Genomic DNA, 26083 nt, shown 5'->3' on the forward strand with positions numbered 1-26083 from the left:
CACGAGCTTTACTTCACTAAGTTCGTCAGATCCTCGGCCGGCGGCTGCCAGCTGGTCGGATCGGCCGCGAACTGTTCGCCCGAGCGAATGTCCTTGACCTCGTGGCTACCATCGGGCTGGGTAAACCAGACGAATGGAATGCCGCGACGGTCCGCGTATTTGATCTGCTTGCCGAACTTCTCGGCACTGGAGGCCACCTCGCAGGCGATCCCCCGGCCGCGAAGCTGCGCGGCAACATCCTGTGCCTCGTGCCAGGACTCGTCGTTAGCCAGGGTGATGTAAACCACCGACGGCACGCTGCGGGCAGCGCTGACGGTCTCCTCGGCCAGGATCCGGGAAATCAAACGGGTCACGCCGATCGACAGGCCCACGCCCGGGTAGTTCTTCTTGCCCTTGGTCGCCAGCGATTCGTAGCGGCCGCCGGAGCAGATGGAGCCGAGCGACTCGTGGCCCACGAGCACCGTTTCGTACACGGTGCCGGTGTAGTAGTCCAGCCCGCGGGCGATCGACAGGTCGGCCATGACCTTGCCCGGAGCCCGCTTCGAGGCCGCGGCGATAACCTGCGACAGTTCATCGAGCCCGATCTCCAGCAGCTCGTGGCTGACGCCCAGGGCGCGGACCTGATCCACGAACCCGGTATCCAGGGAGCGGATTTGGGCCAGATCCAGGGCGGCGCGAGCCTGCTGCTCATTGGCGCCGACCTCCTCGATGAGGATCTTGGCGACCGCGTCGGGGCCAATCTTCTCCAGCTTGTCGATGGCGCGCAGTACCGCGTCGGGGTCGCCCAACCCCAGACCCAGGTAGAAGCCTTCGGCGAGCTTTCGGTTATTCACGCGCAGGCGGAAGTCGCCGATCGGCAGTGCCGAGAGTGCGTCGGCAATGGTCAGCGCCAGCTCCACGTCGTAGCTGAAGGGAAGTTCGCCCTCGCCCACCACGTCGATGTCGGCCTGGGTGAACTCGCGGAAGCGACCATCCTGTGGTCGTTCGCCACGCCAAACCTTCTGCATCTGGTAGCGCCGGAATGGGAAGGCCAGGTGACCGGCGTTCTCCACGACGTAACGGGCAAAGGGCACGGTCAGATCGAAATGCAGGGCCAGTACGTTCGGGTCGTGCTTATCGTCCTCCGCGGCCAAGCGGGAGAGCCCGTACACTTCCTTATCGATCTCGCCCTTGCGCAACAACTGGGCGCGGGTTTCCACCGCACGGGTTTCGATATTGGCGAATCCATGCAATTCGAAGATTCTGCGCAAGGTGTCCAGCACATGCTGCTCGACAACGCGTTCCGCGGGTAGCCATTCGGGAAAACCGGACAATGAGGCCTTGCGTGCCATGAATCTCCTTGAAACGAAACAAAACTGCCTGTCCATCTTACTTCGCAACACACCTCGCTGTTTACGTAGCCACGGTTACATCGCGGTGCACCTCACAGGTAGAGTAGCCACTAGCAAATGCTCAAAATCATGAAAGAGTTCCAGCGGTGACCACCAGTCAAGAATCCGACGACCAGAAGACCATCCCCGTGCCGCAGGCTGTTAAGCCCGCCGCCAATGCACCGGCAGCAACCCCGGCCGCACCGGCCACCTCGCTCGAAGAGGCCGCGGCGTTCGCCCGCGTGACCGATGACGGGCATGTGTTCGTTATCATCGACGGCACCGAGCACCCGGTAGGCCAGTACCCGGACGCGACGAAGGAAGAAGCACTGGCGTACTTCGTGCGTAAGTACGACGACGTTATCGCCCAGATCGTGTTGCTCGAGCAGCGCGTTGCCGCCAAGGCACCGGCCAATGACATGCATAAGGCCCTCGAGACGATCAACTCGTTGATCGTCGAGCGCCATATGGTCGGCGACATTGCCGCCCTCGAGTCCCGCGTGGAAACCCTGCGCGTGGCCATCGAGTCGTTGCAGGCCGATCAGCGCAAGGCCGCCGAGGCCGCCCGCGCCGAGATGCTTGCGGTGCGCGAAGCCATCGTGGAAAAGGCCGAGGAACTGGCCGCGAAGCGCCCCGAACAGGTGCAGTGGAAGACTGCCTCGGGTTCCATGAACGAGCTCTTCGACCAGTGGAAGGAAGCGCAGCGTTCGTCGGTGCGTTTGCCGCGAGCCACCGAAGATGCCCTGTGGAAGCGATTCCGTGCGGCCCGCACGACCTTTGATCGTCACCGCCGGGCGTTCTTCTCGCAGCTGGACTCCAACAACGCCGAAGCCAAGCGTGTGAAGGAAGAGCTGATCGCGCGTGCCGAGGCACTGCAGACCTCCACGGACTGGGGTGCAACGGCCGCCGAGTACCGTCGCTTGATGGACGAGTGGAAGAAGTCGCGCCGTGCCTCGCGCAAGGATGACGACGCCCTGTGGAGCCGTTTCCGTGCCGCTCAGGATGTGTTCTTCCAGGCCCGTGCCGAGCAGAATGCGAAGGTCGAGGCCGAGTTCCGCGAGAACCTCGTGGTCAAGGAGGCGCTCCTGGAAGAGGCTCGTGCCTTGTTGCCGATCAAGGATCTTGCGGCCGCAAAGAAGGCACTGGACTCCATCCGCGACCGCTGGGATGCCGCCGGTAAGGTTCCGCGCGGCGATCTGCAGCGCGTGGAATCCGCGCTACGTCAGGTTGAGGATGCCGTGAAGAGCGCCGAAGACGAGCAGTGGCGTCGCTCCAACCCGGAGACCAAGGCCCGTTCGAACTCGATGCTCTCGCAGCTGCAGGACACCATCGCGCAGCTCGAAGATGATCTGGCTCAGGCCGAGGCTGCTGGCAACGCCAAGCAGATCGATGCGGCCCGTGAAGCCCTCGAGGCTCGCCGCATGTGGCTGAACACCCTGGAGAAGTCGGCCGCCGACTTCCAGTAAATCCACAAATCGCCTCGGCGACCGCCACGCGGCGGCGCGTGCTGATTGACTTCCCTCATGGAACAAGTCAACAAGCAACGCGCCGCCGCGTTGCGTATACCCGAAGATTTATTCATGGTTGGCCAGCCCTTCTCCCGCAATGAACTGGGTGCTCTGGTGCATCGCGGACTCTTACGCGAAACCATGGGCGGCTGTTTCTTACGCACCGACCACCCCTATGACCCGACCGTCCGCACGCGGATCGCCGCCTATTTGGCCGGCTCTCGAATGGCCCCCGGCGACGTGCTCTGTCGGCTGACGGCGGCATGGATTCACGGTCTGCTACCGCATAGCTCGGTGCTATGTATTTCCAGCGATGAGTATCATCGGCCCTATGCGCTACCCGAGGGGCCGACCTTTGATTTCGTGCGGCTCAGCTTTCGGGATGACGAAATTCAGTACCGGCACGGCGTTCTGGTGACGACGCTGCTTCGCACGGTCTGCGATGTCGCATGCTGGGACGAGATCCATGTGGCAGCCGACGTGTTGCGCCGGGTTCGGGTTCTGGGAGATCAATTCCTGAGCCTCGACGCGGTGGCCACGGCGCTCGAAGGTAGAGCGGATCATCCCAGCGTGCGCCGCGGGTTACGGCTGGTGGAGTCCTATCAGTTACGTGCCGCCTAACCTAGCGGCGGTTCCCCGAGGTCGTACGGTACACGTCGTAAACACCATCGATGCGCCGAACCTGGTTCAACACATGGTTCAGGAACTTCGGGTCGCTCATCTCGAAGGAGAAGCGGGAGATGGCCACGCGTTCCTTCGAGGTTTGGACACTGGCGGCCAGAATGTTCAGATGGTTTTCCGACAGAATGCGGGTGACATCGGAGAGCAACGATTTGCGGTCCAGGGCTTCGACCTGAATCTCCACGAGGAAGACGCCCTGGTGCTTGTCGGCCCAGGCGACGTTGACCAGCCGATCGGGCTGATTGGCCAGCTGTGCGAGGTTCAAACAGTCCGTACGGTGTACCGAGACGCCAGCGCCACGGGTGACGAATCCTTGAATGTCATCCGGGGGCACCGGGGTGCAGCAGCGCGCCAGCTTCACCAACACGTCGCCCACGCCCTCGACAATCACACCGGCATCGTTACCCGTGCTGGCCTTCGGTGTGGCGACACTGACCAGCGCTTCTTCCTCGACCTGCTCGCTCTCCGGTGGGCCGACGAGGGCGGTGAGGCGTTCGAGCACATTCTGTGCGCTGGTGTGCCCATCCCCGACCGACTGGTAGAGGGCCGAGATGTCGACATGGTGCAATTCGGTGGCGACCGCGGTGAGCAGCTCGTGGGTCATCACCTTCTGTAGCGGCAGGTGACTCTTGCGCAGCTCCTTGGTGAGCAGCTCCTTGCCCTTTTCGATCGCCTCTTCACGGCGCTCTTTACTGAAGTACTGACGGATCTTGGCCTTGGCTCGTGGCGAGCGAACAAAGTTTTGCCAGTCTTGGGAAGGGCCAGCGGTTTCGGCCTTGGAGGTAAAGACCTCGACCATATCGCCCTGGCGTAGCTCGGTATGTAGCGGGACGAGCTTGCCATTCACGCGGGAGCCGATGGTTCGGTGGCCAACATCGGTGTGGATCGCGTAGGCAAAATCGACCGGGGTGGCGCCGACGGGTAGCGACATGATGTCGCCCTTGGGAGTGAAGACATACACTTCGGCGGAACTAATCGAGTAGCGAAGCCCGTCGAGGAATTCTTCGGAGTCGGTGGTCTCCTGCTGCCACTCCATCAGGGAACGCAACCAGTCCATATTCTGCGTCGGGGAGAGCATGGAGTTTGCGTTGGAACCGTGCTTGTACTGGAAGTGCGCGGCCACACCATATTCGGCGCGCAGGTGCATGTCGTGGGTGCGAATCTGGATCTCGACAGGTTTGCCGTCGGGTCCCATCACGGTGGTGTGCAGAGACTGATACAGGTTCAGCTTCGGTAGCGCAATATAGTCCTTGAACCGGCCCGGCAAGGGGTTCCAGAGCTCGTGGACGATACCCAGCGCGCCATAACAGTCCTTGACCGAGTCCACCAGAATGCGCACACCCATCAGATCATGGATGTCGTCGAAGTCCTTACCGCGCACGATCATCTTTTGGTAGATCGAATAGTAATGCTTGGGGCGCCCCGAGACGACGGCTTCGACATGATCGCGCGTCAGATGCTGATGCAGGGTGCCGCGCACATTGGCCAGATACTTTTCGCGTTCGGGGGTGCGCTCCCCCACCATCCGCACGATTTCCTGGTAGACCTTGGGGTGTAGCGCCGCGAAGGAGAGGTCCTCGAGCTCCCACTTGACCGTATTCATACCCAAGCGATGCGCCAGCGGAGCGAAAATCTCGAGGGTTTCTTTGGCCTTGCGCGCACTGGACTCGGGCGAAACATAGCGCCAGGTGCGTGCGTTATGCAGCCGGTCGGCCAACTTGATCAGAAGCACGCGGATATCCCGCGACATCGCGACGACCATCTTGCGCACCGTTTCGGCCGGTGCGGCCTCCCCGTAGGTGACCTTGTCGAGTTTCGTCACGCCATCGACCAACATGGCGATCTCTTCGGAGAATTCTTTGGTGACCGACTCCAAGGAGTAGTCGGTATCTTCGACGGTATCGTGCAGCAAGGCCGCGGCAAGAATGGAACCGGTCATGCCCATTTCGGCCAGAATGGTGGCCACCGCGACCGGGTGGGTGATGTAGGGGTCGCCGCTCTTGCGCTTTTGACCGTCGTGGTACTTCTCGGCGACCTCATAAGCATGAATGAGCTGATTGAGGTCGGCCTTGGGGTGCTGGGCCTTGACGGTGCGCAGCAACGGTTCGAGGGTGGGCGAGGTACCTTCGGTCGTGCCGCGCCCGGCAAAGCGCACCAGACGAGAAATCGACCGCCGCTTATTACCGTTGAGGTTAGACGTATTCGCCATGCCTCACTCCTTCCCCCCACCGTTAACGGTGCTCAGCGTGCCCATGAAGAGGCCGTCGGCCCGGAGTGATTCGGGGCGCACGGCACATTGTGCAGTTCATTTGTTATAACACGTTCAAGTTCACACAACTAATTATGCTTGCCTTGCTTTAACCAGAGGTGGCGCCCGAAACCGTAGTTTCGAACGCCACCCGAAGTCCAGCACTTACCGGCAGACTCGCGAAATCCCCGACTACAGGTTTTCGCGCTGTTCCAGTACGTCCTTATCCTTGCTGCGCAGCCAGTAGTAGAACGGCGCCTGGATGAACAAGGTCGACAGTGTGGAGACGATAATACCGACGAACAACGCCAACGACAGGTCCTTCAATGTACCGGCGCCCAAGATCATGGAGCCGATGAAAAGGATCGAGGCCACGGGCAGCACGGCCACCACCGAGGTGTTAATGGAACGCACCAGGGTCTGGTTAATGGCCAGATTCACCAGCTGCTCAAAACTGCGCTTTGTTTGCTCCGTGAAATTCGCGGTATTTTCGCGCACCTTGTCGAAGACCACCACCGTGTCATAGAGCGAGAAGCTCAAGATGGTCAAGAAGCCAATGATCGCACTGGGCGTGACTTCAAAGTCTGACAGGGCGTAAATACCGGAGGTGATGATGGCGACGGCCAACAAACCGACAATAGCGGCAATCGACATCTTCCAGGTACGGAAGTAGGCGGCCATGAGCAGCGCCACCAGCACGACGAAGGCCACCAGGCCCAGTAGCGCCTGCCGCGAAACGTCCTCGCCCCAGGTCGGGCCGATGAAGTTGCTGGTTACTTCCTTGTCGGAGACCCCATAGGCCTCGGCGAGCTTGCCGGCGATGGCCAGGGTCTGATCATCCGAGAGGCGCTCGGTCTGCACGCGCATGGTTTGCGGTGCAATGTTGGTCACCGTGGCATCCTGCCCGGGCACTGCCTCACTGACGGCCTGCTCGCCGATGGTGATGTCGGTGTTTTGCACCGAAGAAATCATGAACTCCGAGCCACCACGAAACTCAATGCCGAGGTGGAATCCGCCCTTGGCGACCGGCACGAGGATCGAGGCGATCACCAGCAGACCGGCGATAAGGAACCATAGCCGGTGCTTTCCCGTAAAGGGGTAGGAACGCTTGCCGGTGTAAAGCTCATTGCCCCAAGACACTAGCTTATTCATTGGCTTCCTCCCGGTTTTCTTGAGCTGCCCGTCGTTCGGCGATGGTCAACCGGCGATTGGCTTCGGCGCTCGCCTTCGGCTTGCGCTTCCCCTCCGCGGTGGGGTTGAAGCGTCGGATCTGTCCCGCACCCTTGTACAGCGGCTCAACGCCCAACAACGATGGGTCCAGACCGGAGAGGCGGTGCCCGTCGGCGAAGAACGGGGTGCGTGCCAGCATGGTGAGCAGCGGGTGGGTCAGACCGTAGACGACGATGAGGTCAATGATGGCGGTCAGGCCCAGAGTGAACGCGAAACCACGCACGTTGCCCACGGCCACCAGATACAGCACGGCGGCGGCCAGCAAGTTCACGGCCTTCGAGGCCAAGATCGTGCGCTTAGCACGGCCCCAACCGATGTCGACGGCGCTTGCGAGCGGACGACCGTCACGCAACTCATCGCGCACACGTTCGAAGTAGACGATGAAGGAGTCGGCGATCAGACCGATGGCCACAATCAGACCGGCGACACCGGCCAGCGAAAGCCGGTAGTTCATGCCCCAACCGAGCAACACGAGCGCCAAGTAGCTGAGCACACCCGAGACCAGCAGCGACAGGATGGTCACCAGGCCCAGAGCACGGTACTGGAAGAGCGAATAGATGAAGACCAGAACCAGACCGATCACACCGGCCAACAGGCCGGTACGGAGCTGGTCGGCACCGAGCGTGGCCGAGATCTGCTGTTCGGACTGGATATCGAAGCTAATCGGCAGCGCACCGTATTTCAGCTGCTGCGCCAGAGCCTGCGCGGACTCCTCGGTGAAGCCACCGGTAATCTGCGCCCGTCCATCGGAGATGACATTGTTCGTCGTTGGCGCGGTCAGCACGGTGCCGTCGAGCAGAATCGCGAACTGATTGCGCGAACCCTGCAGGGCCACCAAGCGCTGGGTGGTCTCGGAGAAGGTCTTCGTACCCGGGCCGTTGAACTCGAGGTTCACGGCCCATTGACCGGTGACAGCGCCCTGGGAGCCGCGCACCATCCCCGCATAGGCGTCCTTGATCTGGTCGCCGGGGATTTCCTGCGGGCCAAGAATGTACTTCACGCCCTGCCCGGGATCGCAAGAGATCATCGGCTTGGCCGGGTCATCCTCGTTGCGATCCGCCTTGGCTAGTTCGACGGCGCAATCATAAGCCTCGAACTCTTTATAGAGCTTGGGGGTGATCCAGTTGGTATCCGAAGCGTCCTTGGGGTCGCCCTCCGGCTTCGGAATATCTTTCTCGGGAGTACGATCGGCTTCCGGAGTGGCGGTGAACGGTCCGGCGATTAGCACCGGACGGAACTCCATATCGGCCGAGGCACGAATAAGTTCGCGGGTCTCGCTGCTGGGAACGCCAGGCATCGAGACAACGACGTTGCGGCCGGACTGGGTGGTGATCTCCGCTTCGGAAACACCGCTACCGTCCACACGCTGGCGGATAATCTCCACCGCTTGATCGAGCTGTTCTTGACTGATCGACTCGTTGCCCTTGACTTGCGGCGCCAGGATCATCTGGGTGCCGCCCTCAAGGTCCAGGGCTAGTTTTGGACTGGCATCTGTTTTGCCCGCAGTCACACCGGCAACCAGGATTCCGGTTGCGATGACGGCTACGACCAACAACCAGAGCAACGCCCTACGCGCCTGCTTTACAGGTCCAGTTGATGACATCTATTGTGCTTTCTCGTCGAATTGACGGTGCCCGGTGAAGTCCGGGGTGTGGACTTAGGCGTTGTTGTCGCCCTTGTTCTCGCCATTCAGGCGGCGCATGGTTTCCTCGGCGGTCTCGCCCTGAACGGTCTCGCCCTGCACGCTGTCATCTTCCTGCGCGGTAGCAGCAGCGGTGGTCTCGGCGTCGGAATCAATGAACTGGGCGATGGCCTGGCGGTGCAGGGTCAGCACCACGCCGGGAGCAACCTCGACCTGGACGCGATCCTGAGCGTCAACACCGAGCACGGTACCGAAAATTCCGGAGTTGGTCATCACCTTGGCGCCGGGCACGGTGTTGTTCTTCAACTTCTCCTGCTGTGCCGCCTGCTTCTTACGGCCACGGAACATCATGATGATCAGCACTGCAAAAAGTGCAACCATCAACAGCATTGAAGGATTGAAGCCACCACCGGCGGCCTGGGCAAGAACAAGGAAGTTCACGCGGTTTACCTGCTAACAACTAGTCACAAAAGTTCGGAAACCCCGGCGCATGCCAACGGTGGACATGTGTCGGGCGTCTCCAGTCTAGTCGTTGTGTGCTTTGGCACCGGACCATTAAGCGCGAAGAGTACTAATCCTCATCCGATTCATAGCTTTGGGCGCTGGCAAATACGGCATCCTGCGGCATGCGCAGCCCCAAGTGCTCCCACGCGCCGGGCATTGCCACGCGTCCGCGCGGGGTTCGTCCCATCAAGCCTTCACGCACCAGATACGGTTCGGCGACCGTTTCCACCGTTTCGATTTCCTCGCCGACGGCGATGGCCAGCGTGGACAGGCCCACCGGTCCCCCGCCGAACTTCTGGCACAGCGCCAGAAGCACCGAACGGTCGAGGCGATCCAAGCCGCGCGCGTCCACCTCATACATGTCTAGCGCGGCGCTGGCTGCCGAAGCGTCAATCTCCTCGAGGGAGTGCACCAGCGCCCAGTCGCGCACGCGACGCAGGAGGCGGTTAGCGATACGTGGCGTGCCGCGGGACCGGGAGGCGATCTCGGTAAAGGCCGCCGAGGTGACCCGAAGATCAAGCATCATCGCTGAGCGGCGTAGCACCAGCTCTAGTTCATCGACGGTGTAGAACTCCAGGTGGCCGGTGAAACCAAAACGATCCCGCAGCGGGCCGGGAAGCAACCCGGCGCGGGTGGTCGCCCCGACCAGCGTAAAGGGCGGGAGTTCAAGCGGGATGGCGGTGGCCCCGGCACCCTTGCCGACCACAATGTCGACCCGGAAATCCTCCATCGCCATGTAGAGCATTTCTTCGGCGGGCCGTGACATACGGTGAATTTCGTCGAGGAAGAGCACTTCGCCCTCGGATAGCGAAGACAAGATGGCCGCCAGGTCACCGGCATGCTGAATGGCCGGGCCGGAGGAAATACGTAGCGGCGCGTTCATTTCGGCCGCAATGATCATCGACAGGGTGGTTTTCCCGAGCCCCGGAGGGCCGGAGAGCAACACGTGGTCGGCGGTGCGTTCACGGATTTTCGCTGCCTCGAGCACGAGGGAAAGCTGGCGGCGCACCCTGCCCTGACCAACGAATTCGTCAAGGTGCTTTGGACGTAATGCAGCCTCGAGCACTCGCTCTTCGGGTTCGCTACCGGCCTGGGTCAGCGGATTGACCTCACTCATGGTGATTTCTCCTAGCGAGCCCGGGCACCGGATGACATGCTACGCAGGGCGGCGCGCAGAATATCCGGGACAGTACCGGTAGCAATAAGATCGGGCTCGGCCTTGGCCAGGGCCTTCAGCGTAGATTTCGCGTCCTTCTCGGTCCACCCCAGACCGGTCAGCGCCTCCAAAACCTGCGGTTCCCAGGTCTCGGCCGGTGCCGCTGGGTTTGAACCGACCGGAGCCCCAGTGGGCACGAGCTTTCCGTTCAGTTCCAGCACGATGCGACTAGCCCCCTTGGGGCCGATGCCGGAGACCTTGGTGAAGGCTGCCGTGTCTTTGGTATTTGCGGCAATACGCACCTCTTCGGGGGTGTGCACCGCCAGGATCGCCAAGCCGGTGCGCGGTCCAATGCCGGTCACCGAGATCAGCACCTCAAATACTTCGCGTTCTTCCGGGCTGGCAAACCCATAGAGCGTCATCGAATCTTCGCGCACGACCATGGAGGTGTGTACGGTGGCGCGTTCCCCGACCTTGAGAGTGGACAGCGTCTGCGGGGTGGCCTGCACCAGCATGCCGAATCCGTTGACGTCGATTACGGCGGTGTGCAAGGTCGCGGCCTGCACCACACCGGTCAGTGAGCTGATCATCCCACTCCTTCTCGGGTTTGTACGATAACACCCAGCTTATCGAATATATCTACGAATGGCGATCAGCCGCGGGCCGCTCGGCCCTTCGAGGCGGCCTCGGCGGCAATCCACGCCCGCTGGGCTGGAGTTAGGGCGGCTCCCCCGGAACGTGCCGCCGGTGAGGCGGAGGCCGAGGCGTGCGAGCCGGCGGCCGCACCACGCCAGGCGTGGGCGATGGCCAGCGCCACGGCGTCGGCGGCGTCGGCGGGCTTCGGTGGTTCATCGAGCCGGCAAATCTTGGCCACCATCTTGCCCACCGCATTCTTGGTTGCCTGCCCGCTGCCGGTGACCGCGGCCTTCACTTCGGTGGGGGTGTGCAGGGCCACCGGGATTTGTTGCCTGGCGGCGGAGACGATGACGATTCCCGAAGCCTGGGCGGTGCCGATCACCGTGGAGACATTCACCTGAGAGAAAACCCGCTCCAGGGCGAGCACGTCCGGCTGGTGACGTTCCAGCCATGCGTCGATTCCGTTGGCCACGGCCAACAGGCGGGCGTCAAGCGCCGTGCCCGGTGGGGTGCCAATCACGGTGACGTCGATGAGCTCAACCTTGCGGTTGGGCAGGACGTCGACCACGGCTAGACCGCAACGGGTCAGGCCGGGGTCGACGCCCACGACGCGTAAAGCGCTACGCGTCGACTGTCGCTGCTGCTTGGAAATTATTAGTCCTCGTCATCCAGCGCGGCACGAACCTCATCCGAGAGGTCGGCGTTGGTGTAGACGTTCTGCACATCGTCCAACTCTTCGATGGCGTCGTACAGGCGCAGGAACTTACGGGCGCCTTCGACATCCAGGTCCACCTTCATCGAAGGAATGAACTCGACTTCATCGGACTCGTACTCGATCTCGGCTTCGTCCAAGGCGGTGGCCACGGCGCGCAGATCGGTTGCTTCGCAGATGATCTCGAAGTTCTCGCCCTCGTCGTTCACCTCATCGGCGCCGGCGTCGAGGACCACCATCAGCAGATCGTCTTCGGTCAGATCGCCCTTGGGCAGGCGAACAACACCCTTACGAGCGAACAGGTAGTTCACGCTGCCTGGGTCGGCGACGGTGCCACCGTTACGGGTAATGGCCACGCGGGTCTCGCTGGCGGCACGGTTCTTGTTGTCGGTCAGGCACTCCACCAGCAGCGCCGAACCCTGTGGGCCGCGTGCTTCGTAGATGATCTCGGTGTAGTCGACAACTTCACCCGTGAGGCCGGCACCGCGCTTGATGGCACGCTCGATGTTGTTGATCGGCACCGAATTCTTCTTGGCCTTGCTCACGGCAAGTTCCAGCGCCGGGTTACCGGCTAGATCGGCACCGCCGGCACGCGCCGCGACTTCGATTCCCTTAATGAATTTGGCGAAGGCCTTCGCGCGCTTGGCGTCAATCGCGGCCTTCTTGTGCTTGGTCGTTGCCCATTTGGAGTGGCCTGACATGCTTTAAGCGTCTCCTCGCGTGATGTCGATGAAATACTGGTGGATAGCCAAGCTTCCGGTGACTTCCGGATGAAAGCTGGTCGCCAGCAAATTTCCCTGTCGTACTGCAACAATTCTATCAACAGTTCCTTCACCATCGGCGGGAACGGTACCCAGCACGCGCACCTGCTCGCCCACTTCCAAGGCTTCGGGAGCCCGGATAAAGACGGCGTCGAGGTTCACCCCGTTGAACTGCATGCGGTGCTCGAAGGAGTCGACCTGCCGTCCGAAAGCATTGCGGCGCACGGTCATATCGATACCGCCAAAGGTCTGTTGCGCGTTCCCCAGCTGGTCAATGGCCGGGTTATCCAGGCGGTCGGCCAGCATGATCATTCCCGCACAGGATCCGTAGACCGGAAGTCCCGCGGCAATACGCTCTTTAATGGGGTCGGCAAGGCCGTAGATGCGCGAGAGACGGTCGATCACCGAGGACTCACCGCCGGGGAGCACCAGCGCGTCGACGGCCGCTAATTCCGCTTCGGTACGCACCGCGATTGCTGCTACGCCGAGCTTGCCCAGGGCCTGCAGATGCTCGCGAAAATCGCCCTGCAGAGCTAGGACGCCAATGGTGGACATATGAACTTACCTTCCGACCGAGCCAGCGGCGCCCGGCAGCGGCGCCGGATCAACGGTAGTCCCAAAAGGCCTTGTCACCCAAGTTGATTGCGCGGCGTGTCGCGGCGTTCAGCGATGCAGACTCACCTCGGACTCGCGAAGCGGCACGATCTTGCGCGTGCCTAAGGGTTGGTCGAGATTGACTAGCAGTGTCGCGGCCACCCCAATGTCGCGGCAGACGTCGGCACTTTCGGGAATGTTCCCCACGACCACGGCAACTCTCACCGCCTCCGCGTCCTCGCGCACCACCGCTCGCGCGCCGTAGCATTCGGGGGTTCCGGAGATGAAGTGAATGCGCAGATACTGCTGGTCCACCACCTCCACCTCGTTATAGGCGCTGTAGTGTTCGTTCAGTAGATCATCACGCGGCACTAATTCCGGGGCTGCGCTCAGCGGTGCGCTGGGCGCATCGGGGTCAAGGCTGGTGGACGTCGGCGCATCCGGCCTGTCGGAGGTCGGCATCGCACCCGTGGGGGAACTGGGGCTGCCGCCACTGGTACTGCAGGCTGGCAGTAGTCCGAGCAAGGCCATGGTGCACAGTGCAAGAAGTCGTCGAGAACCGCCGGATACCATCACGCCCTCCTTTGGGTCGCTCACCGAGCCTTTACTTCTTAGGTACCCAGTCTCGCAGTCCATCCTCGAGTGCGCCATAGGCATCGACGGTGCGCGTGCTCCGTTCACGCGATGCCTGCGCCTCGGCGTTCTCCGGGCAGTCACCAGCGGCCGCATCCTTAGCATCGGAGGCAGGTAGCGCACACCAGCGAATCGGTGACCCGGTGAGCCAGTGCGGCACCCAAGCCATGCTGTCGACACTCCAGCGGCCCGCATCGCTGCGCGAGAAGGTCGCCTTGACGCTAATTCCCTCGCGGTTGAGTTGGTTCACCGTGGCGTGCTTGGCCACCGAATTGCCAAGCCCATAGACGATCCAGGTGCCCTTGTATTTTTCGATGGGCTGCGCCGAGTGCGTGTGATGCATGTAGACGAAGTCAAAGGCCCCCGAGGCCGCTAGCTCACGCCCCAGCTTTCGTTGGCTGCTGGTGGGACGGTCGGTGTATTCCGCGCCGTCGTGCACCGCGGCCACCACCAGGTCGGCACCGACCTTGCGGGCCTTCTGCGCGCGTCCGATCAAGGTTTTCGCATCGATCTGATCGTCCACGCGCCAGGGCTTGTCTTCGGGTAGTCCGTTCAGCGAATATGTGCCCGCGATGACCGCCAGCTTCACTCCCTGCCGCTCGATAATGGGCGGAAGTTTCGATTCTGCCTGGGTGCGGTACGAACCGGTGGTGAACAGCCCCGCTGATTCAAGCGCGTCAAGTGTTTCTTGAGCCCCGGAGGCACCGCCGTCCATGGTGTGATTGGTTGCCGTGGTGCATCCGTCATAGCCAAGGTCGGCAAGATCTTCGGCAATCTGCGCCGGGCCCTTGAAGCGCGGATATCCGCTGTATGGGGCATCACCGATGGGGGTTTCCATATTGCACAGCGCCACGTCGGCATCCTTCACGAAGGGTTCTAGCCCTGCCAGCAACGGATGAAAATCATGGCCCTTGCTCGTCTCGGCCTGCCGCACCAGCGTCGGATGCAGTAATACGTCGCCGGTGACCATCAGCGAAAAAGTGTCCGGTGGCGCCGACGCCGACTCGCTCGCTGTCGTCGAGGCACCACTGCTTGGCTGCGCGGTTTCCGTCAGCTGCGGTGCCTGGCTTGATGCCGATGGACTGGGGGCCGAGTCCCCCGGTGCTGGCGCGGAGGTTTCGGGGGCGGCGCAGGAGCTGAGCAGCAGTGTTAGAGCCACCAGTGCGGCACGTCGACGGTTCATAGAAGCCAGCCTAGCTTGGGCCGATGACTGTGTTAATTCAGCGCTTCGGATGTGATCTGTGACAATCTAGTGCTATGCCAAACCCATTGCTAACCCGCAGTTCTTTGCCCTTCCAGTGGCCGGATTTTTCGGCTATCACTCCGGAGAATTACCTCGAAGCGGTTAAGGCCGGCATCGCCGAACAACGTGATGCTATCGCCTATATTGTCGCAGATCCGACACCCGCCGACTTTGAGAACACCGTCCTTGCCCTCGAACTCAGTGGCGAGACGCTGCGCCGCGCCTTGATGACCTACTTCAGCGTGCTGTCCGCGGACGGCACCGAAGAGATTCGTGCCTTGCAAGAGGAAATTTCGGCGCTCTACGCGGCACAAATGAGCGAAATCCATCTCAATGGTGAGCTCTACGCCCGTCTGTGCGCCGTACCGACGGAGGAACTGAGCGGCGAAGACGCCCGTTTGGTGCACGAAACCCTAAAAAGCTTCAAGCTAGCCGGTGCCGAACTGGAGCCGGAGACCAAGGATCAGCTGCGCGAACTCGACGCGGAGATCGCCGCATGCAGCACCAATTTCTCGGCCCAAGCCCTCGAAAATCAGAACGCCCACGCCGTGTACTTTGAATCGGCCGAGGAACTAGCCGGACTCGACGCCGGACGACTGGCCACGGCGCGGCAGGCCGCCGCGGACGCCGGGCATGAACAGGGATACTTGCTCACCCTGGTCTCCCCCACCCAGCAGCCGGTACTACAGTCCTTGGAATCTTCCGCGGCACGCCGCCGCGTCTTCGAAGCGTCAATCTCCCGCGGCATCGAGGGTAACAACACCTATGCACTGGCCGTGAAAATGGCCGAACTGCGTGCCCAGCGCGCCCAGCTTCTGGGCTATGCGAACCATGCCGAATCGGTGCTGGCTACCGCCACGGCACCGGATACCGCGGCGGTCGCCGAACGCCTGGCCGAACTCACCGCCCCGGCGGTACGCAACGCGCTGAGCGAAACGGCCACCTTGCGCGAACTGGCCGGCGAAAAGATCGAAGCCTGGGACTGGACCTACTACTCGAATAAGGTACTGGCTCAGCGCTACGCCGTGGACACCTCGGCACTACGCGAATACTTCGAACTCGAGCGAGTACTCCATCAAGGCGTGTTTGCCGCCGCCACCAAGCTCTATGGGATCACCTTTAGCGAACGCACCGACCTGCCGACGTATCACGAGTCGGTGCGGGTGTGGGAAGTCCGCAACGAGGACGGCAGCGTGCTGGGACTATACAGCGGAGACTATCTGGCGCGTCCCACGAAAAAGGGCGGCGCATGGATGACGTCCTTGCGTGATGCCGCGAGCGCGGTCGATGAATTGCCGGTGGTCACCAACACCTTGAACATTTCCCCAGCGGCTCCCGGTGAACCCGTGCTGCTGAGCCTCGACGAAACGCGTACGCTCTTCCACGAGTTCGGCCACGCACTGCATGGCCTATTCTCCAACGGGCGCTACCCCTCGCTGTCGGGCACCTCGGTGCCGCGCGACTTCGTCGAGTTCCCGTCACAGGTCAATGAGATGTGGGCGCTACACCCGCAGATTCTGCCGGATTACGCGGTGCATTACCGTACCGGGGAACCGCTTGATCCGCAGGTGGTGAAGGCGATCGAAGACTCTGCCCTATGGGGCGAGGGATTCGCCACCACCGAATACTTGGCGGCCAGTGTGCTGGACTGGGCCTGGCACACCCTGGAGCCCGGTGCGCAGATCAACGACCCGGTGGCGTTCGAAAATCAGGTGTTGGTCGAGGCCGGATTCATTCCCGAACTCATTCCACCGCGCTACCGTACCGGCTACTTCCAGCACATTTTCGCCAATGGATACTCGGCCGGGTACTACTCCTACATTTGGTCCGAGGTACTCGATGCCGACACCGTGGAGTGGTTCACCGAAAATGGTGGCCTCATGCGCGAAAATGGTAACCGGTTCCGCGAGGAACTGCTGTCGCGGGGAAATACCCGCGACCCGTTGGAGTCCTACGAACTGTTCCGCGGACGTAGCGCGCGCGTCGAGCCGCTGCTGCGCCGCCGAGGATTGGTGAACGCAGAATAATGACCACAATTGCCTCCGCCCAGGATGCCTTGACCCATTGGCAGCAGGCGCTAGCCATCGCTACCGGGGGAAAGATTTTCACGACCCATGGCTGTTCCTGGGCCTGGCAACCGGCACGTAAACGACTGGTGCTCCTCTTCCCCGACGAGGCCGAGCCCGCAGGGCTGCGTCCCGCCTTGGCCGAGGGGCACCGGTTGGGCGCCCAACGTGTGGAGGCGTGGGTGAACTCGGGCGCTCAGGTGAAACATCTGACCGAGGCCGGTTTCTCCGACAACGCCCAAGTGTCGTGGCATGCCGGCATCTTGGCGGTGCCGATGGAGTCCTGGGCTGGAAAGGTGCGACTGGGCAATAACGTGCCCGAGGCCAAGGGCGCGGACAAGATCGAACTAAATGTCACGAACTTGTGGCGCGATCACACGACGTCCCTCAGCTCCGGGCACCCGGCGCTGCGCCGTGTGGAGCACGCGGTGGCCCGCACCGAAGAGGGGCAGGTTGTCGGTCGCGGCTTTGTGCAACAGGCCATGCACGGGCAGTTGATGGTGCACGCGCTGGCGGTCTCCCCCTCGGTGCGCCGCCAGGGCGTGGGCACCGCACTGCTTCAGGGTCTGTCGCGCTCCATGTTGAACCCGCTGGTGGCCATGGATGACCAAGATCCAGTGGAGATGCTGGCCGCCGCGACCCCGAAGAACGCCGAATTTTTCACGGCCAACGGGATGAAGCTACTCGGTCGCGGGCGCCATATGGTGCTACGCAACTGGTCCTAGCCTTTCGCCTCGCTCCGTGCCCGGTGCGCTAGAGTGCCGAATTCGGGCGTTGCTCAACCGAGGGCAGTACCCGAAATTCGACACGGGCGAAGGGGCCGATGATCTTGGCTTCTTCGACCCGCAACCGGGCTGGCGGGACGGTGACCGGCAGTAGTGGCGCACCGGACGCCAGGGCCGCAGGAGCAATGCTCAGGCAAATGCGGTCCAGTGCACCTGCGCGCAGAAACTCGCCGGCCAATGCCCCGCCACCGAGCACCCAAATATCGCCGTCCGCCGCGGCCTCGCGGATCTCATCGAGATGCTCGGCGACATCTCCGCTGACGAACCGGATATTGGCTCCCTCCGGGGCCGGCAAAGTTGCGTGCGCAAAGACGAAACAGGGGCGCTGCCCATAGGCCTCACGCCAATGCTCCGGCTCATCGAGCATCGGTTGGTAATCGAGCAACCACCGGTAGGTATTTGCACCCATAACGTAGACCGATGGGTTCTCCGGCATCAATCCAGGCGGCGGTTCTCCGTTGGACCCGGCGGCGTCAAAGAGCCACTGTAGGGAGTGTTCCTCATCGGCGATGAACCCGTTAAGGGTGGTGGCCGCATCGTAAATAATCTCGCCCATTCGCACAGTGTACGGAGTGTGGCGCCGCTTTGGCACCCCCTTACGCGTCAGCGCATCGTCGCGGAGCTTCGCGCTTCCCGAGGAACGGCGTGGACCGCTGGAACCAGGCAGGCTAGTGAAGCGCAGCATCCTTTGGGGTCATTCGCCAAGAATGGAACGGTATGGTCAGTCCGGCTCTGCTCGGCGCACAGATCAGCGGCCCTGCCTGGGCATGAAGTTCAGGTGCGAAAGGAACGACCCGCACCAGCTGCAGCGCACCGCCGGCCACACCGGCGCGAATGCTCAGTGCGTCGCCAGATCTGCTGACCCTGATCAGCACACGCTGGTTCGTCCAATCCGGTACGGGCGCCAACGACCAGTCCGAGGCTCCATTGGTGACCACCGCCCCCAATTGGGCACTGCCATCGGCATATTCGACACCCGCTTTAATCCAGTGCGCGTCGCTGACTTTGATGAAGATGCCGGCCTGGTCGAACTGCTGAGAGAACGCCGCCGTGAATTCGACCTCCACGGCACTATCCTGCGCAAAGGGAGCCAGTAACGCGTGTTCACTCTCGTGCACAAAACCATAGGAGGTATGCCGCCATGCGTCACTACCTTCCACTGCCGTTACCAGTAGGTTTGTGCCTTGCTCAACGGCTTCAGCCGGGGCATGGGTCCAACGGCCGCTGGACCACGGAATCAGTGTTGAATCATGACTCACGTACTGTCGTCTCCTGTGAAATACTGGCCGGTCGTTTCGGCGAAAGCTGAAGCTCATGCCAAGCGCGGAGGTGTCAGCGTTCGGCGTCTCAATCCAATTTTTGTACGAGTCGGCGCTTTGCTGAAGTATTTGGCGATGGCGTGCGACTCCGTGTCGAACCAGTTGCCGACGCAAGGTTCCCACCGGTTGTTAAAGCACTAAGGCCCACGCCACCGGAATCCCGGTGAAGTGGGCCTTAATTGCCTGGTATTTCAGCGTTTACCAGCCGCGCTCTGCCAGGCGGTGAGGCACTGGAACGTCGGCGACGTTGATGCCGACCATGGCCTCGCCCAGACCACGGGAGATCTTGGCCAGCTCATCCGGGTTGTCGAAGAAGGTGGTGGCCTTCACGACGGCTGCGGCGCGCTGCGCCGGGTTGCCGGACTTGAAGATACCCGAGCCAACGAAGACACCATCGGCGCCCAGCTGCATCATCATGGCAGCGTCGGCCGGGGTGGCAATGCCGCCGGCGGTGAACAGCACGACCGGCAGCTTACCGGTGCTGGCAATTTCCTTGACCAGGTCGTACGGTGCCTGCAGCTCCTTGGCGGCCACGTACAGCTCGTCCTCGGGCAGTGCGGCCAGCTTGGCAATTTCGGCGCGAATCTTGCGCATGTGCCCGGTAGCGTTCGAGACGTCGCCGGTACCGGCTTCGCCCTTGGAGCGGATCATGGCTGCGCCTTCGTTGATACGACGCAGGGCCTCGCCCAGGTTGGTGGCGCCGCAGACGAACGGTACGGTGAAGGGCCACTTGTCGATGTGGTTTTCGTAGTCGGCAGGCGAGAGCACCTCGGATTCATCGATGTAGTCGACACCGAGCGACTGCAGGATCTGCGCCTCGACGAAGTGACCGATACGTGCCTTAGCCATCACCGGAATGGAGACGGCGTCGATGATGCCGTCGATCATGTCCGGGTCGCTCATGCGCGAGACGCCGCCCTGGGCGCGAATATCTGCAGGAACGCGTTCAAGGGCCATAACGGCCACGGCGCCAGCATCTTCGGCGATGCGCGCCTGCTCGGGGGTGACAACGTCCATGATGACGCCGCCCTTGAGCATTTCGGCCATACCGCGCTTCACGCGATCGGAGCCGACCAAGTTTCCTTGACCCTCAGCTGGGTTAGACATGAGTTGGATGTTTCCTTTCGAACACCGCGCGCCTCGCTGCGCGGCGATTGTTGCTACGCCAGCAATGCTATGGTGCCGCGTAACAATTCCCCGATCTGTTGCGTCATAATTTGGCTTTAGGAGACTAATCACCCGGTTTCGGGTTTGCGCGTAACAATTAGTGACATGCAAAAGCTCTACTCAGCCAAGGTTTTTGCAAGAAGCCCGGCAAGAGTAAAAGGAGCGTTAAACACCGAGACGGCGGACCCGATTTTTCGGATCCGCCGTCGTCGAAACTTGCTACCAGCCTTCATGTGGCCCAGAATGCGCTACTCGGTCGCTTCCCAGGCCTCCGCGATCTGGTCACGCACCTGCGAGAGCGTGGCCGGGATGGCCTTGGTCTGGGCAATGATGGGCAAGAAATTCCCGTCGCCGCCCCAGCGCGGCACGATGTGCTGGTGCAGGTGCGCCGCGATCCCGGCCCCACCGGTTTCGCCCTGGTTCATACCCAGATTGAATCCGGTCGGGCCGGAGACCTTACGCAATACGCGCATGGCCTGCTGGCTGAGCGCCGCCATCTCCGCGGTCTCCTCCACGGTGATATCCGTGTAGTTAGGCACGTGGCGATAGGGGCAAACCAACAGATGGCCCGGGTTGTAAGGGAAGAGGTTCAGAATGACGTAGCAGGTCTGACCGCGATGGACGATCAGCGCCTCCTCATCCTTACGTTGCGGTCCGGCGCAGAACGGGCAACTCGACTCATCCTTAACCTGGCCCTGCCCGCCCTGGATATAGGCCATGCGATACGGGGTCCATAGGCGCTGGAAGGAATCGGGTACACCAGCGAGCTCGAAGTCGTCGGTCACCGACCCGTCGTCCGGGTACTGCATACTGGCCTCTCCCCTGTTCTATCGTGCGTTAGTTATCGTTCGAACGGTTTTTAATGGCCGTCACGATACGCTCGATGGCTTCCTCAACGGGCACCTGGTTCTCCTGGCTACCGTCACGGAAGCGGAAGGACACGGCATTCGCGTCCGCATCATCGCCACCGGCAATGAGCACGAACGGGATCTTTTCCTTCGAGGCGTTGCGGATCTTCTTCGGGAAACGATCCGAGGAATCGTCGAGTTCCACACGCACCCCGGCGGCCCGCAGCTTGGCCACAACCTCGTCGAGGTAGTCGTTGAAGGCTTCGGCCACCGGAATGGCTCGCACCTGTACCGGAGCCAACCATGCCGGGAAGGCGCCGGCGTAGTGCTCGGTCAGCACACCGAGGAAGCGTTCGATGGACCCGAACTTGGCGGCGTGAATCATCACCGGTTCCTGACGGGTACCGTCCGCTGCCTGATACTCCAGACCAAAGCGTGCCGGCTGGTTGAAGTCATACTGCACGGTGCCCATCTGCCAGGTACGGCCGATGGCGTCCTTGGCCTGAACCGAGATCTTCGGACCGTAGAAGGCTGCGCCACCCGGGTCGGCTACAAGTTCGACACCGGATTCGGTGGCAACTCGTTCCAACACGGAGGTAGCTTCTTCCCACTGCTCATCGGTGCCGATGAACTTATCAGACTCCGGATCACGGGTGGAGAGCTCGAGGTAGAAGTCGTCCATGCCGAAGTCCTTGAGCAGGGAGAGCATGAAGTTCAGCAGGTGCTCGACCTCGGCTGGCGCCTGCTCCTTGGTGACATAGGAGTGCGAGTCGTCCTGGGCAAAACCGCGCACGCGGGTTAGCCCGTGGACCACGCCCGACTTCTCGTAGCGGTACACGTGCCCAAATTCGAAGAGGCGCAGCGGCAACTCGCGGTAGGAACGACCACGACCGCGGAAAATCAGGTTGTGCATCGGGCAGTTCATTGCCTTCAGCCGGTATTCCTGACCCTGCTTGGTGATGTTGCCATCTTCATCGCGCTCTTCGTCGATATGTAGCGCCGGAAACATGGTATCCGCGTAGTACGGCAAGTGCCCGGAGGTGTGGAACAACCCGTCCTTGGAGATGTGCGGGGTGCCCACGTACTGGAAGCCCTCGGCCACGTGACGGTCACGCACGTAGTCTTCCATCTCGCGCTTGATAATGCCGCCCTTGGGGTGGAAGACCGGCAGGCCGGAACCCAACTCATCGGGGAAGGAGAATAGGTCGAGTTCCGCGCCGAGCTTGCGGTGATCGCGGCGCTCGGCTTCGGCCAGGCGTTCCTGGTAGGCCTTGAGATCTTCCTTGGTCGGCCAAGCGGTGCCGTAGATGCGCTGCAACTGCTTGTTCTTCTCGCTACCCAGCCAGTAGGCGGCGGCCGAACGAGTCAACGCGAAGGCATTCTTGATCAGCTTGGTGTTGGGCAGGTGCGGCCCACGGCACAGGTCCTTCCACACAGCCTCCCCACTCTTGCGATCAACGTTGTCGTAGATGGTGGTCTCGCCGGCGCCAACTTCCACGGTCACGCCCTCACCCGAGGTGTCATCCGAGTCGGCCTTGGCCAGCAGCTCGCACTTGTAGGGCTCATTGGCCATTTCGGCCTTGGCCTCGTCCGGGCTGACCTCGCGGCGCACGAACAGTTGGTTCTGGTTGACGATCTTGAGCATCATCTTTTCCAGCTGCTTGAGATCTTCGGGAGTAAAGGCCTCATCCACGTCGAAGTCAAAGTAGAAGCCGTCGGTGATGTACGGGCCGATGCCGAGCTTGGCATCCGGGCGCAACTGCTGCACAGCCTGGGCCATCACGTGAGCGGTGGAGTGACGAAGCACCTCCAGACCCTCGGGGTCGGTGATGGTGACCTTGGTGACGGTGGTTCCTGCTTCTAGTTCGCGGGAGAGATCTCGCAGTACGCCATCGACGTGCATAACCACCACGTCATTATTCTTGGCGTAGAACTGCAGACCGGTCGTTCCCGCGTCCACCTGTACCTGCTCGCCATCGATGGTGAGAGTCAGCTGTTCGCTCATGTGATCGGATCTACCTTTCATTGGTTCACGGCTTCATAGCTTGCGGCATACCTTGGCCGCAGCCAGCCATTACCCAGTTTAGTTCAGCACCCTACGTAAGTCGCGTTCACTTCGGGCTTTGCGCCGCATCGAAACCCTCTTGTGACTCGTTTAACAATTCGTCGGCGGAGAGCAATCCCGAAAAGTGCCAGAGAGTGCGTTCGCTCTCGGGCTGGGCGCTGACGATTTCCCCAGCCTTGAGCTCTTCACGGAACGCTGGAATTAGCGCCTCGATGCGCTCGTTGAGAGCTTGGGCCTCATCTTTGGTGAGCATCAAGTTGCTGGTGCTGAGAAGTGCCTTGGCCGCTCCGAGTTCCGGCGAAGCGTAGTGACGTTTAGCGTGCGCCAAGGCCGCCGCTATCCGGCGCTGCTCATCGTAGGCGATTTGATCGAGATAGGCATTCATGGCGGAATCCCCCTCGGCACTGGGGCGCTCGGCAGGTTCGCCGGTGGTGTAGCCCTTGGCCGCGGTACGCCACACTCGGTCGCGCTTATCCCGAGCCAGCTCCGGGGCCTCCTCAATCAGTTCAGCCTTCGCTAGTTCACGCAGGTGGAAGCTGACCTTATTGGCCGCCACTGAGAGAAGTTCAGCCAAGTCGGAGGCGCGAGCGGAACCCATGGCACCTAGGGCGTCAAAGATTTTTCGCCGCAAGGGATTGGCCATGGCTTTCAGCATCGGTGCGGTCAGCGTGATATTGCCTTCTTGCCGGGTCATGCCCCCAGCATAGCAATGCCCAAAAAATATTGCGCAAATTCTATTGCGCAAGTTTTGTTGCGGGTCTACCGTGAGGATATGACCTCGCTCCCAGCACCGCCCCTCACGCAGCCAACGCCTCGGCCGGCCCTATACACCCAGCGTTCTTACCGCCTATGGTGGGTGGCCGACACCTCGGCTTTGCTTGCCGGAAATTTCTACGCGTTTCTCATACCGCTGTTGCTACTGGCAGCGACCGGCTCCCCCGCTCAGGCCGGCGCGTTAGCCGCGCTGGGGCTCACCGCACGCACCGTGGTGACGCTAGCTGGCGGGGCCATGGCCGACCGGCGGGATCGCGCACGCATGATCGTGTTTGGTTCGCTGCTGGGCGCGATACTGGCCGGAACCCTCACCCTGCTGGCCTTTGTCGATTCGCTAACTGCCATCGTGTTGAGCGTTGCCCACGTGGCCATGGAGCTTCGCTCGGGCTATTTCGGGTCAACGACCAATGCGGCACTGAAAGATGTGGTGCATCCAGATCAGCTCGGACGCGCAATGGCTGCCAATCAGGCTAGGGACTCGGGTCTAGCGCTCCTGGTCGCCCCGGCAGCAGGAGCGCTACTTGGTCTTGGTGCGGGTCTTGCTTTGCTCTGCATCACCGCGGCGCAGCTCATCGCGGCAGGCGCCGGGCGCGCCTTGCGCGCACCGTTACGCGCGGCACGAGCGAAAAGCTCGGCCGTCGAAGCCGGCGGCGTACGCGACGGTGTACTTGCCGGGCTGCGCTGGTGTTTTGGCCACCGGCGACTACGGATCCTGCTGTTGATCGCCGCGCTGATTAACCTCGGCACTGGAGGAATGAGCACCACGCTGATCTATGGGCTACAGCAACGCGGCGAAGCACCGTGGGTTATCGGACTTATTACCACCGCAATGGGCGTGGGGATGCTGTTTGGGTCGATACTTGCGAGCCGACTTATTGAGCGCTTCCGCACCGGGCTACTGGCCTGCAGCTGTCTGAGCGTGCTGGCCGCAGGCATTGTGCTCATGGGGCTGAACACGCAGCTGTGGTGGATGGGCGCCATGCTGGCTTTGGCTTTCTTCAGTGTCCCGGCGCTGAACGCTGGGGTGGGAGGCTACTTCCTGGCGACGGTGCCACACGAACTCGCCGGCCGCGCCAGTTCGATTCTGCTGTTTATGGCATTGGTAGCCGCGCCGCTCGCCCCAATTCTTGCCGGGCTCGGACTGCAGTTGCTCGGCCTGTCGACCACATTGCTGTGCTTCGGTGTGCTGGTAGCACTTGCCGCCGTGGCCGCTTGGGGTAGCCGCTCCATACGCACCATCCCCCGGCCCGACCAGTGGCAGGACCCAACGCCACACGATGCCATGTCGGCGACAACACTCAATCACGAACACCCACGTAGCGAGGCGAAGACCTCGCACCTCGAAGGAGAAATCATCATGAAAACAACGGCACCAACCCATCAAACCCGTGCTACGCACGGCTCTCCCCCACACAAGGCTTCGCATAGCGAAGCACGGCAACACCACGCCCCTTTTGCACACTCGGCTGAGTTTCGGCGGAGGAAGGATGAGCAGCGCTCTACACTTCGGCAGGAGCAGTGGATTTACCTATAACTGCCGCGCAGTTCCCTCGGGGTGGAACTCAGCGCACTGGCTCATCGCCTGCGACCCGTTGCGGTCGTGGGCGATGAACTTATTCTGAGACCGGCTCCGCGTCTCCAGGTAGCCGGACCCGAACCTCTTCCCCGATCGATATGCGGCTTCTAGGCTGGAAGTATGAGTAGCCATACCCCACCGACCATTAGCGCCATAACCCTCGGAGTACGCGACGTAGCACGCTCGCTGGACTTCTACACGGAGGGCCTTGGATTCACCCTCGTGCAACCGGCGAGCGCGGAGATTGCCTTCGTACGGGCCGGGCATGGGTTGATGTTGGCTCTGTGGGATGTGCGGCAGATGCCTTCGGAGTATGGGGAGGTTGGTCATGGGCCATTGGCTCCCCCGGTGTCGTTGGGGCATAACGTGCGGAACGATGATGAGGTGGAGCGGCATTACCGGCGAGCGCTGGAGGCGGGGGCAAGTTCAATTACCGCGCCTACGCGTCAGCCTTGGGGCGGCATGAGCGCCTGCGTGGCTGACCCGGATGGGTTCCGGTGGGATTTTGTGCATAACCCGAGTTTTGTCATCGACGCGGATGGGCATGTGTCCTCGGTGTAGGGCC

General features: G+C 61.7%; 24 protein-coding genes. 6 read left to right on the plus strand and 18 right to left on the minus strand.

What is annotated here, in order from left to right; genetic code table 11:
* Positions 1–8: 8 nt before the first annotated feature.
* Positions 9–1331: a histidine--tRNA ligase gene (gene hisS, locus ACJD00_RS08765; RefSeq protein WP_418906699.1), complete on the minus strand. Its 1323-nt coding sequence runs from the start codon at positions 1329–1331 to the stop codon at positions 9–11.
* Positions 1332–1477: 146 nt separating this feature from the next.
* Between hisS and ACJD00_RS08770 the strand changes: the two genes are divergently transcribed.
* Together ACJD00_RS08770 and ACJD00_RS08775 are read left to right on the plus strand one after the other, a co-directional pair.
* Positions 1478–2836, plus strand: a complete 1359-nt coding sequence (locus ACJD00_RS08770; RefSeq protein ID WP_418906700.1) for a DUF349 domain-containing protein — start codon at positions 1478–1480, stop codon at positions 2834–2836.
* A gap of 57 nt (positions 2837–2893) precedes the next feature.
* Positions 2894–3499, plus strand: coding sequence for a hypothetical protein (locus tag ACJD00_RS08775; RefSeq protein WP_418906701.1), 606 nt, complete (start codon positions 2894–2896; stop codon positions 3497–3499).
* Position 3500: 1 nt separating this feature from the next.
* Here ACJD00_RS08775 and ACJD00_RS08780 read toward each other — a convergent pair whose 3' ends face one another.
* From ACJD00_RS08780 to ACJD00_RS08830, 11 genes are all read right to left on the minus strand, one after another.
* Positions 3501–5768 carry a RelA/SpoT family protein gene (locus ACJD00_RS08780; RefSeq protein WP_418906702.1) on the minus strand — a complete coding sequence of 756 codons (2268 nt, stop codon included), beginning with the start codon at positions 5766–5768 and terminating at the stop codon, positions 3501–3503.
* 231 nt (positions 5769–5999) lie between these two features.
* Positions 6000–6959 carry a protein translocase subunit SecF gene (gene secF / locus ACJD00_RS08785; RefSeq protein WP_418906703.1) on the minus strand — a complete coding sequence of 320 codons (960 nt, stop codon included), beginning with the start codon at positions 6957–6959 and terminating at the stop codon, positions 6000–6002.
* Complete coding sequence (secD, locus tag ACJD00_RS08790) at positions 6952–8640, minus strand: protein translocase subunit SecD (RefSeq protein ID WP_418906704.1); 1689 nt, start codon at positions 8638–8640, stop codon at positions 6952–6954. Before secD ends, secF begins: the two co-directional genes overlap by 8 nt.
* 54 nt (positions 8641–8694) lie before the next feature.
* Entirely contained in the window at positions 8695–9120 is a 426-nt protein-coding gene (gene yajC / locus ACJD00_RS08795) for a preprotein translocase subunit YajC (protein WP_418906705.1), read from the minus strand.
* A 130-nt stretch (positions 9121–9250) separates the two neighbouring features.
* Positions 9251–10300 carry a Holliday junction branch migration DNA helicase RuvB gene (gene ruvB / locus ACJD00_RS08800; protein ID WP_309407024.1) on the minus strand — a complete coding sequence of 350 codons (1050 nt, stop codon included), beginning with the start codon at positions 10298–10300 and terminating at the stop codon, positions 9251–9253.
* A gap of 11 nt (positions 10301–10311) precedes the next feature.
* Positions 10312–10929: a Holliday junction branch migration protein RuvA gene (ruvA, locus tag ACJD00_RS08805; protein WP_418906706.1), complete on the minus strand. Its 618-nt coding sequence runs from the start codon at positions 10927–10929 to the stop codon at positions 10312–10314.
* 62 nt (positions 10930–10991) lie between these two features.
* Positions 10992–11582, minus strand: a complete 591-nt coding sequence (gene ruvC, locus ACJD00_RS08810; RefSeq protein WP_309407021.1) for a crossover junction endodeoxyribonuclease RuvC — start codon at positions 11580–11582, stop codon at positions 10992–10994.
* Between the two features lie 47 nt (positions 11583–11629).
* On the minus strand, positions 11630–12388 hold the full coding sequence (locus ACJD00_RS08815; protein ID WP_418906707.1) for a YebC/PmpR family DNA-binding transcriptional regulator: 759 nt from the start codon (positions 12386–12388) through the stop codon (positions 11630–11632).
* A gap of 3 nt (positions 12389–12391) precedes the next feature.
* Positions 12392–13003, minus strand: coding sequence for a pyridoxal 5'-phosphate synthase glutaminase subunit PdxT (pdxT, locus tag ACJD00_RS08820; protein ID WP_418906708.1), 612 nt, complete (start codon positions 13001–13003; stop codon positions 12392–12394).
* A gap of 108 nt (positions 13004–13111) precedes the next feature.
* Positions 13112–13639: a hypothetical protein gene (locus tag ACJD00_RS08825; protein WP_418906709.1), complete on the minus strand. Its 528-nt coding sequence runs from the start codon at positions 13637–13639 to the stop codon at positions 13112–13114.
* 7 nt (positions 13640–13646) lie between these two features.
* Positions 13647–14858, minus strand: coding sequence for a CapA family protein (locus ACJD00_RS08830; protein WP_418906710.1), 1212 nt, complete (start codon positions 14856–14858; stop codon positions 13647–13649).
* Positions 14859–14932: 74 nt separating this feature from the next.
* Here ACJD00_RS08830 and ACJD00_RS08835 point away from each other — a divergent pair, with 74 nt between their 5' ends.
* Both ACJD00_RS08835 and ACJD00_RS08840 read left to right on the plus strand, forming a co-directional pair.
* Positions 14933–16945, plus strand: coding sequence for a M3 family metallopeptidase (locus ACJD00_RS08835; protein ID WP_418906711.1), 2013 nt, complete (start codon positions 14933–14935; stop codon positions 16943–16945).
* Positions 16945–17709 carry a GNAT family N-acetyltransferase gene (locus ACJD00_RS08840; RefSeq protein ID WP_309407011.1) on the plus strand — a complete coding sequence of 255 codons (765 nt, stop codon included), beginning with the start codon at positions 16945–16947 and terminating at the stop codon, positions 17707–17709. The genes ACJD00_RS08835 and ACJD00_RS08840 overlap by 1 nt, the downstream gene beginning before the upstream one ends.
* Positions 17710–17737: 28 nt before the next feature.
* On the opposite strand, the gene ACJD00_RS08845 is transcribed toward ACJD00_RS08840, so the two are convergent.
* The 6 genes from ACJD00_RS08845 to ACJD00_RS08870 all read right to left on the minus strand — a co-directional run bounded on the left by ACJD00_RS08845 (position 17738) and on the right by ACJD00_RS08870 (position 23862).
* Complete coding sequence (locus tag ACJD00_RS08845; RefSeq protein ID WP_418906712.1) at positions 17738–18325, minus strand: dihydrofolate reductase family protein; 588 nt, start codon at positions 18323–18325, stop codon at positions 17738–17740.
* Positions 18326–18437: 112 nt separating this feature from the next.
* Entirely contained in the window at positions 18438–19028 is a 591-nt protein-coding gene (locus ACJD00_RS08850) for a DUF1349 domain-containing protein (protein WP_418906713.1), read from the minus strand.
* 258 nt (positions 19029–19286) lie between these two features.
* Positions 19287–20195 carry a pyridoxal 5'-phosphate synthase lyase subunit PdxS gene (pdxS, locus tag ACJD00_RS08855; protein ID WP_309407005.1) on the minus strand — a complete coding sequence of 303 codons (909 nt, stop codon included), beginning with the start codon at positions 20193–20195 and terminating at the stop codon, positions 19287–19289.
* Positions 20196–20503: 308 nt separating this feature from the next.
* The gene (locus ACJD00_RS08860) at positions 20504–21064 is read right to left on the minus strand and encodes an HIT family protein (RefSeq protein ID WP_418906714.1); all 561 of its coding nucleotides are present in this window, start codon (positions 21062–21064) and stop codon (positions 20504–20506) included.
* A 28-nt stretch (positions 21065–21092) separates the two neighbouring features.
* Positions 21093–23108: a threonine--tRNA ligase gene (thrS, locus tag ACJD00_RS08865; RefSeq protein ID WP_418906715.1), complete on the minus strand. Its 2016-nt coding sequence runs from the start codon at positions 23106–23108 to the stop codon at positions 21093–21095.
* 106 nt (positions 23109–23214) lie between these two features.
* Positions 23215–23862 carry an ArsR/SmtB family transcription factor gene (locus ACJD00_RS08870; RefSeq protein WP_418906716.1) on the minus strand — a complete coding sequence of 216 codons (648 nt, stop codon included), beginning with the start codon at positions 23860–23862 and terminating at the stop codon, positions 23215–23217.
* Between the two features lie 78 nt (positions 23863–23940).
* Between ACJD00_RS08870 and ACJD00_RS08875 the strand changes: the two genes are divergently transcribed.
* Both ACJD00_RS08875 and ACJD00_RS08880 read left to right on the plus strand, forming a co-directional pair.
* Entirely contained in the window at positions 23941–25476 is a 1536-nt protein-coding gene (locus ACJD00_RS08875) for an MFS transporter (protein ID WP_418906717.1), read from the plus strand.
* Positions 25477–25638: 162 nt separating this feature from the next.
* Positions 25639–26079, plus strand: coding sequence for a VOC family protein (locus tag ACJD00_RS08880; protein ID WP_418906718.1), 441 nt, complete (start codon positions 25639–25641; stop codon positions 26077–26079).
* Positions 26080–26083: the final 4 nt, after the last annotated feature.

It is taken from the genome of Glutamicibacter endophyticus, assembly GCF_048457885.1.
GTDB classification, from domain to species: Bacteria; Actinomycetota; Actinomycetes; order Actinomycetales; family Micrococcaceae; genus Glutamicibacter; species Glutamicibacter endophyticus.

Coding starts and splice junctions, on each gene's coding strand:
- ACJD00_RS08860 (WP_418906714.1), bottom strand. CDS start 21,064: ATGCAGTACCCGGACGACGGGTCGGTGACCGACGACTTCGAGCTCGCT.
- secD (WP_418906704.1), bottom strand. CDS start 8,640: ATGTCATCAACTGGACCTGTAAAGCAGGCGCGTAGGGCGTTGCTCTGG.
- hisS (WP_418906699.1), bottom strand. CDS start 1,331: ATGGCACGCAAGGCCTCATTGTCCGGTTTTCCCGAATGGCTACCCGCG.
- ACJD00_RS08775 (WP_418906701.1), top strand. CDS start 2,894: ATGGAACAAGTCAACAAGCAACGCGCCGCCGCGTTGCGTATACCCGAA.
- thrS (WP_418906715.1), bottom strand. CDS start 23,108: ATGAGCGAACAGCTGACTCTCACCATCGATGGCGAGCAGGTACAGGTG.
- ruvB (WP_309407024.1), bottom strand. CDS start 10,300: ATGAGTGAGGTCAATCCGCTGACCCAGGCCGGTAGCGAACCCGAAGAG.
- ACJD00_RS08840 (WP_309407011.1), top strand. CDS start 16,945: ATGACCACAATTGCCTCCGCCCAGGATGCCTTGACCCATTGGCAGCAG.
- secF (WP_418906703.1), bottom strand. CDS start 6,959: ATGAATAAGCTAGTGTCTTGGGGCAATGAGCTTTACACCGGCAAGCGT.
- ACJD00_RS08845 (WP_418906712.1), bottom strand. CDS start 18,325: ATGGGCGAGATTATTTACGATGCGGCCACCACCCTTAACGGGTTCATC.
- pdxT (WP_418906708.1), bottom strand. CDS start 13,003: ATGTCCACCATTGGCGTCCTAGCTCTGCAGGGCGATTTTCGCGAGCAT.
- pdxS (WP_309407005.1), bottom strand. CDS start 20,195: ATGTCTAACCCAGCTGAGGGTCAAGGAAACTTGGTCGGCTCCGATCGC.
- ACJD00_RS08780 (WP_418906702.1), bottom strand. CDS start 5,768: ATGGCGAATACGTCTAACCTCAACGGTAATAAGCGGCGGTCGATTTCT.
- ACJD00_RS08870 (WP_418906716.1), bottom strand. CDS start 23,862: ATGACCCGGCAAGAAGGCAATATCACGCTGACCGCACCGATGCTGAAA.
- ACJD00_RS08880 (WP_418906718.1), top strand. CDS start 25,639: ATGAGTAGCCATACCCCACCGACCATTAGCGCCATAACCCTCGGAGTA.
- ruvA (WP_418906706.1), bottom strand. CDS start 10,929: ATGATCAGCTCACTGACCGGTGTGGTGCAGGCCGCGACCTTGCACACC.
- ACJD00_RS08815 (WP_418906707.1), bottom strand. CDS start 12,388: ATGTCAGGCCACTCCAAATGGGCAACGACCAAGCACAAGAAGGCCGCG.
- ACJD00_RS08830 (WP_418906710.1), bottom strand. CDS start 14,858: ATGAACCGTCGACGTGCCGCACTGGTGGCTCTAACACTGCTGCTCAGC.
- ACJD00_RS08875 (WP_418906717.1), top strand. CDS start 23,941: ATGACCTCGCTCCCAGCACCGCCCCTCACGCAGCCAACGCCTCGGCCG.
- ACJD00_RS08835 (WP_418906711.1), top strand. CDS start 14,933: ATGCCAAACCCATTGCTAACCCGCAGTTCTTTGCCCTTCCAGTGGCCG.